This is a genomic window from Nitrosomonas oligotropha (assembly GCF_900106555.1).
GTDB classification, from domain to species: Bacteria; Pseudomonadota; Gammaproteobacteria; order Burkholderiales; family Nitrosomonadaceae; genus Nitrosomonas; species Nitrosomonas oligotropha_A.
Genome location: NZ_FNOE01000007.1, coordinates 118,135 through 132,668 on the forward strand (window position 1 = coordinate 118,135; position 14,534 = coordinate 132,668).

16 protein-coding genes and 1 tRNA gene are annotated in these 14,534 nt (G+C 50.8%); 3 read left to right on the plus strand and 14 right to left on the minus strand.

What is annotated here, in order from left to right; translation table 11 throughout:
• Positions 1-2: 2 nt before the first annotated feature.
• From pal to BLU57_RS06115, 10 genes are all read right to left on the minus strand, one after another.
• A complete protein-coding gene (gene pal / locus BLU57_RS06070; RefSeq protein ID WP_090317822.1) occupies positions 3-527 on the minus strand; it encodes a peptidoglycan-associated lipoprotein Pal in 525 nt (174 codons plus the stop codon).
• Between the two features lie 22 nt (positions 528-549).
• Positions 550-1,848 (minus strand): Tol-Pal system beta propeller repeat protein TolB, encoded by a 1,299-nt coding sequence (gene tolB / locus BLU57_RS06075; protein ID WP_090317825.1) that lies wholly within the window; start codon positions 1,846-1,848, stop codon positions 550-552.
• Positions 1,849-1,896: 48 nt separating this feature from the next.
• Complete coding sequence (gene tolA / locus BLU57_RS06080) at positions 1,897-2,958, minus strand: cell envelope integrity protein TolA (RefSeq protein ID WP_090317828.1); 1,062 nt, start codon at positions 2,956-2,958, stop codon at positions 1,897-1,899.
• Between the two features lie 9 nt (positions 2,959-2,967).
• The gene (tolR, locus tag BLU57_RS06085) at positions 2,968-3,381 is read right to left on the minus strand and encodes a protein TolR (RefSeq protein ID WP_090317830.1); all 414 of its coding nucleotides are present in this window, start codon (positions 3,379-3,381) and stop codon (positions 2,968-2,970) included.
• A 20-nt stretch (positions 3,382-3,401) separates the two neighbouring features.
• Entirely contained in the window at positions 3,402-4,082 is a 681-nt protein-coding gene (gene tolQ, locus BLU57_RS06090; RefSeq protein WP_090317833.1) for a protein TolQ, read from the minus strand.
• Positions 4,079-4,489, minus strand: a complete 411-nt coding sequence (gene ybgC / locus BLU57_RS06095) for a tol-pal system-associated acyl-CoA thioesterase (protein WP_090317836.1) — start codon at positions 4,487-4,489, stop codon at positions 4,079-4,081. The genes tolQ and ybgC overlap by 4 nt, the downstream gene beginning before the upstream one ends.
• Before the next feature lie 68 nt (positions 4,490-4,557).
• Complete coding sequence (gene cysM, locus BLU57_RS06100; protein WP_090317839.1) at positions 4,558-5,445, minus strand: cysteine synthase CysM; 888 nt, start codon at positions 5,443-5,445, stop codon at positions 4,558-4,560.
• 129 nt (positions 5,446-5,574) lie between these two features.
• A complete protein-coding gene (locus BLU57_RS06105; protein WP_090317842.1) occupies positions 5,575-5,862 on the minus strand; it encodes a ComEA family DNA-binding protein in 288 nt (95 codons plus the stop codon).
• Positions 5,863-6,056: 194 nt separating this feature from the next.
• The gene (locus tag BLU57_RS06110; RefSeq protein WP_090317845.1) at positions 6,057-7,709 is read right to left on the minus strand and encodes an MFS transporter; all 1,653 of its coding nucleotides are present in this window, start codon (positions 7,707-7,709) and stop codon (positions 6,057-6,059) included.
• 38 nt (positions 7,710-7,747) lie between these two features.
• Positions 7,748-8,887 carry a Do family serine endopeptidase gene (locus tag BLU57_RS06115; protein WP_176776379.1) on the minus strand — a complete coding sequence of 380 codons (1,140 nt, stop codon included), beginning with the start codon at positions 8,885-8,887 and terminating at the stop codon, positions 7,748-7,750.
• Between the two features lie 81 nt (positions 8,888-8,968).
• On the opposite strand from BLU57_RS06115, the gene BLU57_RS06120 reads away from it, so the two are divergent.
• Complete coding sequence (locus tag BLU57_RS06120; protein ID WP_090317851.1) at positions 8,969-9,715, plus strand: Nif3-like dinuclear metal center hexameric protein; 747 nt, start codon at positions 8,969-8,971, stop codon at positions 9,713-9,715.
• Between the two features lie 237 nt (positions 9,716-9,952).
• Positions 9,953-11,155, plus strand: coding sequence for a murein transglycosylase A (mltA, locus tag BLU57_RS06125; RefSeq protein ID WP_090317854.1), 1,203 nt, complete (start codon positions 9,953-9,955; stop codon positions 11,153-11,155).
• A 52-nt stretch (positions 11,156-11,207) separates the two neighbouring features.
• Here mltA and BLU57_RS06130 read toward each other — a convergent pair whose 3' ends face one another.
• Positions 11,208-11,930: a DsbC family protein gene (locus BLU57_RS06130; protein WP_090317857.1), complete on the minus strand. Its 723-nt coding sequence runs from the start codon at positions 11,928-11,930 to the stop codon at positions 11,208-11,210.
• Between the two features lie 27 nt (positions 11,931-11,957).
• Entirely contained in the window at positions 11,958-13,127 is a 1,170-nt protein-coding gene (locus BLU57_RS06135) for a UbiH/UbiF family hydroxylase (RefSeq protein ID WP_090317860.1), read from the minus strand.
• A gap of 261 nt (positions 13,128-13,388) precedes the next feature.
• Between BLU57_RS06135 and BLU57_RS06140 the strand changes: the two genes are divergently transcribed.
• Positions 13,389-13,464, plus strand: a tRNA-Met gene (locus tag BLU57_RS06140).
• A 157-nt stretch (positions 13,465-13,621) separates the two neighbouring features.
• Here the strand turns inward: BLU57_RS06140 and BLU57_RS06145 are convergent.
• Together BLU57_RS06145 and BLU57_RS06150 are read right to left on the minus strand one after the other, a co-directional pair.
• Positions 13,622-14,182, minus strand: coding sequence for a hypothetical protein (locus BLU57_RS06145; RefSeq protein ID WP_143026941.1), 561 nt, complete (start codon positions 14,180-14,182; stop codon positions 13,622-13,624).
• A gap of 94 nt (positions 14,183-14,276) precedes the next feature.
• The coding region (locus BLU57_RS06150) for a type I restriction endonuclease subunit R, EcoR124 family (protein WP_143026942.1) at positions 14,277-14,534 on the minus strand (258 nt) is incomplete at its 5' end.

Consider the following 14,534-nt stretch of genomic DNA (forward strand, 5'->3'; position numbering starts at 1 on the left):
ATTTATTCACCTCGGTACAGGATATCGGTACGGCGGTTCTGACTCCACACCGATTCACCTTGTCCCATTGCGCGCGGTTTTTCTTCGCCCAGACTAACCGATTCAATTTGCGCATCACGGGCACCGGCTAAAGTCATCATGTTTTTGACGCTATCAGCGCGGCGTTGACCTAAAGCCAGATTGTATTCACGGCTGCCACGGTCATCGGTATTCCCTTGCAGGATTATGCTGGCGCTGGCGTTGTCGCGCAAGAACCGGGCGTGTGACAGCACCAGTTCGCGGTATTCACCTTTGACGCTATAGCTATCGTAGTCATAATAAACGCTGCGTTGCGACAGGATACTGTTCGGATCATTCAGTTGACTGAAATAACCCGGTCTACCTGAGCCGGCTCCGCCCAAATCGCTGCCACCCAAACCAGCGCCAGCACCCGAGCCTGCGGTAAGATCATCCACTTCGGGTTGCGTTGTTTGACTGGCGCACGCTGATAACAAAACGATCAATGAAATACCTAATAGTTTTCTCATTTATAACTCCTTTAAAATAAAATTACTTCCAAGTTGGTAAGGGACCCCAGGCCGGTTCCCGGATATCACCGGTCTGTACTGTCAGATGTTGTCTCGTCTGCCCATCCCTGGAAACAGCGGATAATATACCATGCCCGTTAATCTCGGTTGCATACAAGATCATCTTACCATTAGGGGCAAAACTGGGCGATTCGTCGAATTTGGAGTTTGTCAGTATTTGTACCTGACGCGAACCAATATCCTGAACCGCGACATTAAATTGGCCATTGTTACGGTGAATGAAAGTAAAGCTTTTACCGTCCTGACTATAATCCGGACTGACATTGTAACTACCCTCGAAAGTGAGCCGTTCGGCATTGCCGGATTCCGAACTCCCTACCGCCATGCGATAAACTTGCGGACTGCCGCCACGGTCGGAGGTAAACAAAATATACCTTCCATCCGGTGAAAAACTCGGTTCCGTATCGATCCCGGAGCTTCGGCTCAACCTTTGCAAACCGCTGCCATCTGCATTCACCAGAAAAATCTGCGATCCACCTTGGCCGGTCAATACTACAGCCAATCGTTTACCGTCGGGCGACCATGACGGTGCGCTGTTGCTGCCTTTGAAGCTGGCAACCGCTCTGCGCTCCCGGGTTGCCAATGTTTGCACATAAACAATCGGTTTTTTATTTTCAAAAGAAACGTAGGCCAAGTGTTTACCATCAGGCGACCATGCTGGCGAAATGATCGGCTCGGTATATTCAATGATCGATTGCGCGTTATAGCCATCCGCATCGGCCACCTGCAAGGCATACTTGTTACCGCGTTTCAATACATAAGCGATTCGCGTACTGAAAACACCCACATCGCCGGTCAATGCCTCATAAATGACATCCGCGATACGATGCGCCGCAGCGCGCAATTGTGACGTGGGCACCGTGATCGCCAATCCGGTCAGTTGCGATTTCTTGGCCACATCCATCAAACGGAATTGTATTTCCACCTGATCGCCGGAAACGGCGGTCACGCGGCCGATCACCAATGCATTGGCGCCACGGTTGACCCAGTCGGCATACACAACTTCCACTGGCGCATGGGGCGACAAACCGGCCGGATCGATCAATCTGAACAAACCCGTACGCTGCAAATCATCGCCGATCACCCGCGTGATGCTTTGTTGCAGTTTATTTTCATCGGCAAAAGGGACGATCGCAACCGGGATACGTGATGCGCCACCACCAAAAATTTCGATGTTCAGTTGCGCGTGCGAGTGTGCGCTGATTAAGCATAAAAGCAGAATCCATGCGGCACGAATAGATTGGAACCAATTAATTGACATAGGCATTAAATTTTCAAAAAACAAAAAATTACCGGCTGATTATAACAATCATTCACGATAATGCACGGTTATATTCAGGTTGCGAAACTCGTTAAAGAGCATGGGATCTGGCGGTAACGGCAACGGTTTGGACAAAAAGATCGCCCGTTCCACCGCACTGTCAAAAGCTGGGTGTCCACTGCTTTTACTGAGCCTGACATCGAGGATGTCCCCGCCCGGCAGCAACGTGACACTGAACTCGGCCACCGGATTACCAGGCAGATCCGGCGGCATCACGATTCTGCTCCTGATTTTGGCAAGAATCAGAGCTTTATATTTGCCGATCTCACTCGTCACCTGATTCCTTGCCGCAGCCTGTTGCGCGGCACGTTGCGCTTCCGCTTCGCGCTGCGCTTTGGCTTCCTGCTCACGCTGCCGTTGCGCCGCCAGTTCTTTTTCTTTTTGCTTCTGTAATTCCTTCTGTTTCTCCAGCGCCTTCTGTTTCTCCGCTTCCTTTTGCTTCGCTATTTCTTGTTGTTTTTCCAGCTCTTTCTGCTTCTCAAGTTCTTTCTGCTTTTCAAGTTCTTTTTGTTTCTCTAACTCTTTCTTTTTCTCAAGTTCTTTCTTCTTCTCCAGCTCTTTTTGCTTTTCCTGCTCTTTAATTTTTTCCTGTTCTTTTTTCTTTTGCTCTTCCGGATCCGGTTTGTTTTCTTTAACCGGCTCGGGTTTTTGTTTCATCGCAATATCCGGTTTCTTGACCGGCGCGGCTACCGCCGCTTTTTGCGGCTCAGGCTTGACCGGTTCCGGTTTCGGCGGTTCGGGCTTAGGTGGCTCCGGTTTCGGCGGCTCGGGTTTAATGGGTTCAGGCTTGGGTGGTTCCGGTTCGGGTTTCACGGGCTCTGGTACAGGTTTAGGTTGCTTCGGCGGCGCTTGTGTTTTGACCGGTTCCGGTACAGGTTTGGGCAATTCGGTCCAGATATCGACCATCATCCCTTCCGGCGGATGATCTTTCCAGCTCACACCAAAAACCAGTAATGCAATAAACAGCAGATGCACCACCACCGCCAGCACACCTGCCAATAATGATTTTGGTTCTGAATGGGGGGAATTACGCGGGTCGCTCGAACTCATGAGCAGTCGTTACTTCTGTTGAGCCAGCAAACCGACTTTCTGTACCTGATTCTGCTGCAGAATATCCATCACTTTGATGACTTCTTCATAGCGTACATTTTTGTCTGCGGCGATGACTACCGGTTGTTCGGCATTTTGCGCTTGTTTTTGCTTGATCGCTTCGATCAACTGATTCCGGTCCACTTTTTGTTCCGTGGTTGTTTTGGCGCGATCCCGCAATGTCAGGCTGCCATCCGCTTTGATAATGACTTCCAGCGGAATCGCCGGTGTCGCCAGCGATTTGCCGATTTGCGGCAATTCAATCTGCCCGTGGTTGATCATCGGTGCCGTGATCATAAAAATGATCAGTAACACCAGCATCACATCAATGTAAGGCACCACATTGATATCATTCATTAATCTATGTTTGGCACGACGCGCCATAAAAAACCTCTCAGTCTTGTTTACTCAGCTGCTCGCCGTTGCAACACATTGGACAACTCTTCCATGAAACTTTCAAACCGTGTCGCCAGTTGATCTGTCCGGCTAGCGTAGCGGTTATAGGCAACCACCGCCGGAATGGCGGCGAATAATCCCATCGCCGTGGCAATCAGCGCTTCGGCAATTCCCGGCGCGACATGGGCGATGGTCGCCTGAGTGACACTGGATAAACTGCGGAAGGAATTCATGATGCCCCATACGGTGCCAAACAACCCGACATAAGGACTGACCGATCCGACGGTCGCCAGAAACGACAGATGCGATTCCAGATAATCCATTTCCCGCTGATAGGTAGCGCGCATGGCTCTGCGCGTGCTTTCCATCACCGCGTCGAGATCAGATCCGGCAGGATGCTTGGTGAACTCGCCGAAACCGGCAGCAAAAATGCGTTCCAAACTGCCCGATTCATAGCGCGAACTGATGATGCGCTGATGCAACGCATTCAAGTCGACACCACGCCAGAAGATATCCTCGAAATCATCGGTCTTCTTGATTTCATAGCGGATGACGAACAATTTACGGAAAATAAACCACCACGATGAAAGCGAAATCAAGATCAGAATCAGCATCACCAGCTGCACCAGCACACTGGCACTGGTGATCAGATGAAGAAATGACATATCTTGCGTTACTGTTGTACTCATGCGACTTTCCCAATTTTCTCACGTAATGGTGCAGGAATACGCATTGGCTTAAGCGTATCCGCACCGACACACACCACCTGAATCGTGGCACTCACTAATTTGACATGATTGCATATTATTTCCTGAAATAACGCAATCCGGCTTCTACCGACTTCTGTCACTGCAACCGACACATGCAACAAATTATCCAGGATGGCGGGTTTCAAATATTCAACCTCGAGCGAACGCACCATGAACAGCATGTTGTGCACTTCAACCATTGAGTGCACATTGAATCCCAACGCCCTAAGCCATTCATAGCGAGCCCGCTCCATGAAATTCAGGTAGGTTGAGTGATAGACCACGCCGCCCGCATCGGTATCCTGATAATAGACGCGAACGGGCAGTGAAAAATTATCGTTTAACATGACTTATCAAGACCGAAGACCGAAGACCAAAAACCGGAATGGTAATGATACCGCAACCGGCACCATCACTATGCAGCAAAAACACCGGTTGACAAATAGCGATCGCCCCGGTCGCATACAATGAATACGATCACGGCGTTTTCAACCGTGGCGGATACGCGTAACGCCGCGACCAACGCGCCCCCGGATGAAATACCGGCAAAAATACCTTCTTCACGCGCCAAACGGCGCGTCATCTCTTCCGCTTCAGGTTGAGAAACGTAAATCATGTCATCTACTTGTTTAGCATCGAAAATCTTCGGTAAATACGCCGGTGACCATTTGCGGATGCCGGGAATCTGCGCTCCTTCTTCCGGCTGCACACCAATCACTTTAACCGGCGTCGGCTGCTCTTTAAAAAATCGCGCGCAGCCCATGATCGTTCCCGTAGTCCCCATACTGCTGACAAAATGGGTAATTTTTCCTTGCGTATCGCGCCAAATCTCGGGCGCCGTACTTTCATAATGCGCCAGCGGATTATCCGGATTGGCAAATTGATCGAGAATAATTCCTTTTCTTTCATCGCGCATTTTCTCGGCCAGATCGCGCGCTTGCTCCATCCCGCCGCTTTTCGGCGTCAGAATGATTTCCGCGCCGTAGGCGCTCATTGATTGGCGCCGCTCGATACTGAGATTTTCCGGCATGACCAGTACCATGCGGTAACCCATCATGGCGGCAGCCATTGCCAGCGCGATGCCGGTATTGCCGCTGGTTGCTTCGATCAGGGTATCGCCCGGTTTAATTTCACCGCGCTTCTGCGCATGCGAAATCATCGACAACGCCGGCCGGTCTTTTACCGATCCCGCTGGATTATTACCTTCAAGTTTAGCGAGAATGACATTGCGGGTTGTTCCGGGCAGGTGCTTGAGTCTTACTAAAGGCGTATTGCCAACAAAGTTCTCAATCGTTTTATACATGAACTCAGACTTTATAACGAATGCTCCAGATTATCGCACAAGCAACCGGTATTGAAACAATGTTATTACGCAAATAAAAACCCTCTCCGAATTTCTCCGGAGAGGGTTTTTTAATCTACCGCCGGAACATTACTCCTGCTTAGCTGGAGCTTCTGCGCTTTTTTCGCCTTCGACGGTAACCGCATCACGCAGTTGTTTGAGTGTTCCCGCACCAATCCCGCTCACTTTCGCCAAATCATCAACGGAAGCAAAGGCACCGCTTTTTTCGCGATACTCAATGATCGCCTTTGCTTTAGCGGGGCCAATCCCTTGCAGGGACTCAAGCTCAGCTTGCGTTGCTGTATTGATATTGACAGCTGCAAACGTGGTACCGGTAACCAGGAAAAACAAAGTTATTATTAAAAATAATCGCTTCATAAGCACTCCTCATCAAAAACAAACACTGATGCGCCAGTAACAACGCTTCAGTGTTTGCGGATTAAAAAAACCTGCCTACATAAGCTGCTATGTAGTCAGGTTTAGGTGATATCGGATTGGGCTAAAATTAATTTAGCGAGTACCTGAATTTTCAAGCGCTTGCGAGGAAACGAACAATTCCTCAATCAAGCCGATCAAGCATTACGGAAGCGCGAATGTTTGACGATCAAAATCGTGATCAGCGGCAACACGAAACCGATGATCGTAACAGTAATCAACAAATGCCCCAGCTCGCTGTAATCGGCGGGAATCGTGATCTGACCGGTTGCCATATCTTTCACTTCGCGTTTCACTTCGTAAATCTGATTGAGATACTTGGTTCCCAGTTGCGAAGCCGACAAAGCCAGATTGGTAAACGATGCCATCACGGCAAAAAAGGTGGCTTTAAGTTTTTCCGGCGCGGAATTGGCGATCCACGCGAGCATCGGAATCATGGCAATTTGCCCCAGCGGAGACTCCAGCGCGGTATCGATCAGCACAATGAAACGCGCATCGACAACACCGCCCGTCATCGCCGCCGTCCACTCGTGCAGACCAAAGTACATACCGACGATCGGTAGCGACAGGAAGCTGCTTACGATAGTGAGAAAACCGATGATATACGCAATCGAGCGCTCGGCCATGAAGCGGCGGAAAATAAACATGCCGAACAGTGTCAACACCGCGCCGATCAAGGATAAAACCGCGAGAAACTGCTGATCGAACCCCAACTCATCGATCATCCACCAGGTGGAACCCGCACCAGGACTGGGAATTGCGCGAAAAATGAAAATCATCACGGCGGTTCCGACCAGCACATTGCGGGCATCGGGTTCGAGTTCCCCTGTCAATCGCCACATCAGAAACACGATAATCGCCATGGAAATCGCAAACACGATCTCTTCCCCGCCGGATACACCGCTGACCCCGACGCCCAGCGACATGACGGTAAAAACCAAGCCGCCACCGAGAATCCACCAGTTAATCGCGGGCGGCTCCGAATGCATACCAAGCAATTTATCCACTTCCTGCCGACTATACCCTTGCGCCTGAAAACGCTTGCGTTCACGCCGCCGCAACCAGGCCGCAAAAACGACCCCGAAAATAGAAACAGCCGGAATAATTAAAGCCAGTTCGTAAACCAGCAGATAGACCGCGTCCTTTTCCACTTCCGGCAATGATGCTGCGTCGCGCAATAAAACAACATTGGCAACGGATACCAGCACACCGCCGCCAATGATGGCGACCCGCCCCAAAGTCTGCATGGTAACGTGCATGAGTTTGCGTTTTTCCGCATCCAGCTTATTGCCGTTCTCATCGACGCGCGGCACTGCTTCAACGGTCATCGCATCCGCAACCACATCCTGCAACACATAGCCGATCGGCGCCAGCAACGCGGACAATACATACCACGTTTCAACCGGCGCCATCGCGGCCATGGCTTCGGTATGTCCGAGCAAACCGATCATGATAATCAAGCTGAGCATAATCAAACTGGCGCCTAGATACACCAGCAAACCCTTCCAGCGCCACACCAAATCGACCAGATGCCCCAGCGGCATTTTGAGCGCCCACGGCAACATCATCCAGAATCCCAGCATGGCCAGAAACTCGGCGGAAAGACCGAGCTTCTCCTTGACATAAAACGTGCCCACAATTCCCGTCAAGCCGGAAATACCGGCAGCCACGTACACCATCAGCGGCGGTAGGTAAGACAAGCGCATTTCCCGTCCGAGCGCCAGAATATTGGCGCTGAACCACTGCGCGATGACGGATAAGAATCCGTTAGCGGGTAATAGATTTTTCATAAATTTAATTGGCGTCAGATTGGAATACTGGCATACGGTTAATTCTGCTTAGGACGCACGCCTACTTTGATCGGAATCGATTTTTCCTGCTTATTGCGGATCACCGTAACCGTCGCGGTTTCACCCGGTGCCAGCGCGGCCACCACATTCAGCATTTCGGACGAATTCTTAAGCGTTTTGCCGGAAATCGCAATCATAATATCGCCCGCCTTGATGCCGGCCTTGTCCGCCGGGCCATCTTTCAACACGCTGGCGATCAACGCGCCGTTGGGTTGCTCCAGACCGAACGATTCTGCCAGCTCTTGCGTCATGTCTTGCATACTGACGCCCAGCCAACCGCGAGTCACACCGCCGGTTTGAACAATTTGCTCCATGATCTGCTTGGCGATATGCACCGGAATCGCGAAGCCGATACCCAACGAGCCGCCGCTGCGGGAATAGATCGCTGTATTGATACCGATCAAATTGCCGGATGTATCGGTCAGCGCACCGCCGGAATTACCGGGATTGATCGCGGCATCGGTTTGAATGAAATCTTCAAAGGTATTGATACCGACCCGGCTTCTGCTCAAAGCGCTGACAATACCCATGGTAACGCTTTGCCCGACACCGAAAGGATTGCCGACCGCGAGCACGACATCGCCAATCTTGACTTGCTGCGATTGCCCGAATGTGATGACCGGCAAATCCTTCAAATCGGTTTTCAGCACTGCCAGATCGGTTTCCGGATCGGAGCCGATCAATTTGGCCTTGGCTTTTCTGCCGTCGAGCAAGGCGATTTCAACCTCATCCGCGGCTTCGACCACATGATGATTGGTCAGGATATAACCGTTAGCACTCACGATCACGCCGGAGCCCAGGCTTGACGTGCGTTTTGGCCTGGATTCGAATTGCTCGCCAAAAAACCGCCGGAATGCGGGATCATCCAGCAAAGGATGCGACGGTTCCTTGGTTTCTTTGCTGGTAAAAATATTCACCACCGACGGCATGGCAACCTCCGCCGCCCTGGAATAACTGTCCGGCCTATCAGCCTCTACCGCTGGCGCGGTTTCCCGGATGGTCACGATTTCTCCGCGCGGCTTCAACGGCAGCAACTCCGGCCGTAACGTGGAAATCACAAAAAAAATAGCCAGCAGAACTGCCGCCGCTTGTGCAAAAATCAACCAGAGTCTGTACATCAAAGCTCGTTACTCCAAAATTAAAATAGCCGTAGAAATGAATTAATTGCGGTGTAGTATATGCACCAAGGAGAAAAATCAATGCATCGAGATGAATTGGAAAATCACCTGAACCAATTACTGGACATATCCCGTTTTCATGATTATTGCCCAAATGGCTTGCAAGTGGAAGGGCGCGACAGCATTCATATCCTGATCAGCGGCGTTACCGCCTCGCTTGATCTGCTGCAAGCCGCTGCCGCAGCTAAGGCGGATGCCATTCTCGTGCATCACGGTTATTTCTGGCGCGGCGAAGACATGCGCATCACCGGCATGAAAAGCCGCCGCATTGCGCTGCTGATGCAGCAGCACATCAATTTATTCGCTTATCATCTGCCGTTGGATGTACATCCGCACTTAGGGAACAATGCCATCCTGGGAAAAAAACTGGGATTGATCGAAACAGGCCGGTTTGGCGAACAGGATATCGCCGCTCAGGGAGAGTTAGCCCAAGTCACTACTTTAAGCGCATTGGCCGAAAAAATATCCCGCACACTGTTACGCAAGCCGATGATCATCGGCGATCCCGATAAACCCATCCGGCAAATCGCGTGGTGTACCGGCGCCGCGCAAGGCTATTTCGACGCGGCCATTCAGTTGGGTGTGGATGCCTATATTACCGGCGAGATCTCGGAACAGAACGTGCATGCCGCGCGTGAATCCGGTGTTGCATTTATCGCGGCTGGGCATCATGCGACGGAGCGGTACGGCGTGCAAGCAGTGGGTGATCACATTGCGCAGAAATTCGGCATCCAGCATCAGTTTATCGATATTGAAAATCCGGTATAGCCCAGCCGAAGCGTAGCAGTATTTAATTACAGCAGTTGCGGCAAATCTGAAGGAAGGGTTGTCATCTATTGATCCTTGTTGTCATCATCCTGCTTCTTTCTGCCTGAAAACATGGTCCACCAGATGACAAACAAAAACAAACCCATCGCCACTGCTGCTTCGACTACAAGCCACCACCAATTCATAATGTAAGATACGCTCAAGTTAAAATCAGACTGTTACTCTAACCAAAATCCGATGAAAAACCAATTAAGTTTTATTATTGCTGCTTCATACCTGCTGCTCACCGCTTGCGCTACCGGTACCATCAGTCCCACGCTGCCGCCCAGCGAACCGGCGGAAGTTGTCGCACCGCCGCCAGCGGAAAAACCCCTGACAAAATCGGTTCACAAACGCGTTCAGTGGTCTGCATTAACCGGCTGGAAACACGACGATCTACAACCGGCGTGGCAAGCGTTCCAAAAAAGCTGCACGGTTTTAAGCAAGCAACCGGCTTGGAAGGAAACTTGCAGACTAGCCACAACACTGCAAAAAAACGATAACACCGCGTTGAGAAACTTCTTTGAAACCTATTTCACGCCGTATCAAGTCATCAATACCGATAACACCGAAGAAGGATTGATCACCGGCTACTATGAGCCCCTGCTGAAAGGCAGCCGGAAACCCTCGAGCCGTTACCGCTATCCGGTGTATGCCGCGCCGAATGATTTGCTGACCATCGAGCTAGGCACCGCATATCCGGAACTGAAGGATCTGCGTTTGCGCGGCCGCCTGAATGGACGCAAAGTTATCCCTTATCACAGTCGGGCGGACATCATGAATAACCCGAAATTACTGAATGGCTACGAGCTCTTGTGGGTGGAAGACGAAGTTGAATTGTTCTTCCTGCACATACAAGGCTCCGGACGGATCGTGCTCGATAGCGGGGAAACGATGAAAATCGGTTTCGCCGATCAAAATGGCCACCCCTATAACTCGATCGGAAAACTTCTGGTCGAACGCGGCGAATTGCCGCTGGAAAAAGCCTCCATGCAAGGCATCAAGCAATGGGGGCAGCAAAACCCTAAAAAACTGCCCGAATTGTTGCAGCAAAACGCCCGCTACGTCTTCTTCCGCGAACTGCCGTCCGATTTATCCGGGCCGATCGGCGCTTTGGGCGTACCGTTGACCGCCGGACGCAGCATCGCGATCGATCCGCAGTCGATCCCGCAAGGCGCACCGGTATTTCTGGCGACCACCTGGCCCAACAGCAACAAACCGCTGAATCGGCTGATGGTAGCGCAGGATGTCGGCAGCGCCATCAAGGGTGGCATCCGTGCGGATTTCTTCTGGGGATTCGGCCATGAAGCCGGGAATCAGGCAGGAAAAATGAAACAGCGCGGAAAAATGTGGCTGTTGATGCCACGCGACGCTAAGCCACCCGCACTCTCACGGCAATAAAAAAGCTTGCCGGATTTCCCCGGCAAGCTTTTTTAAACCGTTTGCTTGGAATTTATTTGCTTTTGCTCGCGCTTTCCAGCTTTTCTTCGATGGTCGCAGCGGGAATCATCCCGCCGACAATCGAACCATCGGCAAAAACCAATGTTGGCGTGCCCGATACTTTATTCTCATGGCCAGATTTTACCAATGCATCCAACGGCGTTTCGCAATCTTTACCCGACGGCGCAACACCCTTCAACATAAAATCATCCCAGGCTTTGATTTGATCCTTGGAACACCAGATTTTTTTCGACAGTTCCATCGAGCCTTTCAATACCGGATAAAGCAGCGTATAGATCGTCACATTGTTGATGTTCATCAACTCTTTTTCCAGTTGCTTGCAATACGGGCAATTGGGATCGGTGAAAACAGCCAGCCTGCGCGAACCGTCGCCTTTGACGATTTTGATGGCATGCTGCAATGGCAGCGATTCCAATGACACGCGTCGCGCCGCTTTGATTTCCTGAATGCGCTCGTTGGTCATGCTCACCCGGGTTTTGGTATTGATTACATGGCCGAAGAAGAAAAAATCGGCTTTATCATCGGTATAAAATACTTCGTCACCGACAACCACTTCATACAAACCCAAGTACGGTGTTTTTTTCAAGCTATCAATAGTGCTCCCGGCAAAATGCGGTTGAATGGCTTTCCTTAACGCTTCTTCATCGGCCCAGGCGAGTCCGGAGAAAAAACTGATTGCCAGAATTGAGATGAAAAGCTTTAAGCGCGTAGCCATAATGACTCCAGTGTTAGAAAATAAAATTTAATTCAATGCCTGCTGCATCAAGCGATTCTTGATCAGCGGCAAGCGATTGGTGATTTCAAGCCCGAGATTGCGCAAGCGCGCCAACGTCGGGTTGGAATTGTTGAACAGTTTCTGCAATCCATCGGTGGCCAGTTCCAGCGCCAGAATATCTTCCTTGCGCGCCAGTTCGTACCGCCGCAGCAACATAAAATCGCCGCAATCCGTCCGCATCCCGCGCGCATTGAGAATCGCCGCAAGCTCGCGGGTGTCGCGCAATCCCAGATTGACGCCCTGCCCGGCCAGCGGATGAATACCGTGCGCTGCATCGCCAATCAGCACCAAGCGCGGTTTGATCAGTTTATCCACATGCACAAAATTTAGCGGAAAACCCATGGGCGGGGTAATCAACTGCAATTTGCCCAATGTATGCGAGGATGCTTCCTCGACGCGATGGCACAATTCATCAGCAGGTAAATTGCGCAGAAAATCCGCGTGATCTTCAGTCGTCGACCACACCATCGACACTCGCTTATCGGGCAACGGCAATAGCGCCAGCACGCCGTCCCGCCTGAACCATTGGCGAGCAATCTGCCGATGCGGCCGTTCCGTGCTGAAATTGGCAACCACACCGATCTGGTTGTACGCATGGCACGATACGTCAATCTCCGCTTGCTTGCGCACCCACGAATTCACACCATCTGCGCCCACCACCAAAGCGGCTTCAAGCTGGCTGCCATCATCCAGTTGCACCTCGACATGCGATTCCTGCCAGGTGATCGCAGTGCATTTCGCCGGACAAAAAATGTGCAGATTTTCATTCGAGGATTTGAGCACTTCCCAGACCGCCGTTTGCAGTTGGCGGTTCTCAGCGATAAATGCCAGTTCCGGTATACCGATCTCGTATGCGCTGAAGTTAATATGCGCGGTATTATCATCGCCAAAGACCGCCATCTCATAAACCGGCGCCACGCGTTCGGCCCCCATCAACTGCCACACGCCCAACTCCTGCAGGAACGCCGCGCTACCTGGACTGATCGCATACACCCGGCTATCCCACTTGTCATCCTGCGGCAACGGCATGGACTCATGCGGCTCTATCAGCGCCATCTTCAAGCCGCTATCCTTCAGCGCTGCCACTAGGCTTGCACCTACCAGTCCGCCACCGATCACTATCATATCGAATTTCATGGAATTGATTATACAGTCGCTTTGTTGCGGATAGGTAATACAAACTGCATCTTCACTGAAAGCCGAAACCGGTTGACTATCTGATTCACCCGGCAGCCGAACATTTTCAGCCCAGCGCGGCTGATGGCCAGCTCACGTTAAATAATTGGAAAACAACACCGAATCCCCTGAAAACACGCATAAACCCTTGTCAAGTCACATTTTTGATCTTGACAAGCCACCCCCTCAAAGGCAAAATGCGTCCCTTGCGTTTTAGCACATGGCGAATTAGCTCAGTGGTTAGAGCAGCGGAATCATAATCCGTTGGTCCCCAGTTCGAATCTGGGATTCGCTACCAAATAAATCAAACACTTAGAGCAAAACCTTACAAGTTATTTTCCTTAAACAGCGCCCATGTAAGGCAGGTGTAAGGAAATACGGTCAACGCCAAGCAATAAAAAAACCGGAGTGGATCCGGGCTCTGCTTGTGTTAATGGCAACCGCTGCCACCGATATCAAACACACGTTTCTATAAACTCCTCTAACATTCTGTCAACTTCGTCACGTAGGTATGTTTCGATTGCTTCCGGCGCGGTCATGCCGATCACGTTTGGCGCGGCTTGTTTGCAAAGTGAGTGCAGGTTATCGCGCAGCTTTCGGCTTGCCTCGAATGCTGCCTTGTGAACATCGTCACGCACCACAACATTACCACTCGCAAGGTCAAGCTCAAGTTTCGCCGCCAATGCTTGCGCCTTTTCTTTCAATGCTCGACTGTTTTTGTAAAGCTCATCCGCGTCGTTACCATCAAGATCGAGCTGGCTTGTATTGTTCACAGCCGCCTGCAATTCTTCCAGCGAGCGAGTGTCTCCCGTGGTTTCATTTGAAACTGATGGAATGGAAACCGCTCTGCCGCCTGAATTGCCATCAATTCGCCCGTTTTTTGTTTTGAAAAAATCCAGGTTTTTGCTTCGCCACTCGGTGGCGGTTTGTAATTCTAGCGGCATTCCCATGTCAGCCAGCTTATAAAGCATTTGTCTGGAAATGCCTAGTTTTTGCGCTAACTCCGTTTTTGTCATATGTAAACCTACTTTGATTTTTGGATTTCTAATTTTTGATCGGGGGCCGAATTACCCTCAAGCAAAAAACAGCTGGAAGTACCTTAGTACTCCCTCAAACACTCCCGCCCATCCCCTCGATAAACGTATCGATAAACGATTTGATCTTATCCGCTACCCGCTCGATGATCGGCTTGCGTTCCAGTATTTTGGGCTTGAAGTTCAGCGAATCGACAATTTCCTGTTCGCGTGGCAGCCGGTTGGCGAAGGCGTAATGGTTCAGCAATTTTTCCAGCTCTTGCGGATTGATGTTTTCCGCTTTGCATAACTCGCCGAAAGCTTCTTTTTTGCTGTCCGTCCAATAACTCTCAAA

What these genes read in the sequence shown, in the direction of transcription:
- tolR (WP_090317830.1), bottom strand. Translation starts at nt 3,381, where the DNA reads ATGGCGCGTCGTGCCAAACATAGATTAATGAATGATATCAATGTGGTG.
- pal (WP_090317822.1), bottom strand. Translation starts at nt 527, where the DNA reads ATGAGAAAACTATTAGGTATTTCATTGATCGTTTTGTTATCAGCGTGC.
- tolA (WP_090317828.1), bottom strand. Translation starts at nt 2,958, where the DNA reads ATGAGTTCGAGCGACCCGCGTAATTCCCCCCATTCAGAACCAAAATCA.
- mltA (WP_090317854.1), top strand. Translation starts at nt 9,953, where the DNA reads ATGAAAAACCAATTAAGTTTTATTATTGCTGCTTCATACCTGCTGCTC.
- BLU57_RS06145 (WP_143026941.1), bottom strand. Translation starts at nt 14,182, where the DNA reads ATGACAAAAACGGAGTTAGCGCAAAAACTAGGCATTTCCAGACAAATG.
- ybgC (WP_090317836.1), bottom strand. Translation starts at nt 4,489, where the DNA reads ATGTTAAACGATAATTTTTCACTGCCCGTTCGCGTCTATTATCAGGAT.
- tolQ (WP_090317833.1), bottom strand. Translation starts at nt 4,082, where the DNA reads ATGAGTACAACAGTAACGCAAGATATGTCATTTCTTCATCTGATCACC.
- BLU57_RS06120 (WP_090317851.1), top strand. Translation starts at nt 8,969, where the DNA reads ATGCATCGAGATGAATTGGAAAATCACCTGAACCAATTACTGGACATA.
- BLU57_RS06130 (WP_090317857.1), bottom strand. Translation starts at nt 11,930, where the DNA reads ATGGCTACGCGCTTAAAGCTTTTCATCTCAATTCTGGCAATCAGTTTT.
- BLU57_RS06115 (WP_176776379.1), bottom strand. Translation starts at nt 8,887, where the DNA reads ATGTACAGACTCTGGTTGATTTTTGCACAAGCGGCGGCAGTTCTGCTG.
- tolB (WP_090317825.1), bottom strand. Translation starts at nt 1,848, where the DNA reads ATGTCAATTAATTGGTTCCAATCTATTCGTGCCGCATGGATTCTGCTT.
- BLU57_RS06135 (WP_090317860.1), bottom strand. Translation starts at nt 13,127, where the DNA reads ATGAAATTCGATATGATAGTGATCGGTGGCGGACTGGTAGGTGCAAGC.
- BLU57_RS06105 (WP_090317842.1), bottom strand. Translation starts at nt 5,862, where the DNA reads ATGAAGCGATTATTTTTAATAATAACTTTGTTTTTCCTGGTTACCGGT.
- cysM (WP_090317839.1), bottom strand. Translation starts at nt 5,445, where the DNA reads ATGTATAAAACGATTGAGAACTTTGTTGGCAATACGCCTTTAGTAAGA.
- BLU57_RS06110 (WP_090317845.1), bottom strand. Translation starts at nt 7,709, where the DNA reads ATGAAAAATCTATTACCCGCTAACGGATTCTTATCCGTCATCGCGCAG.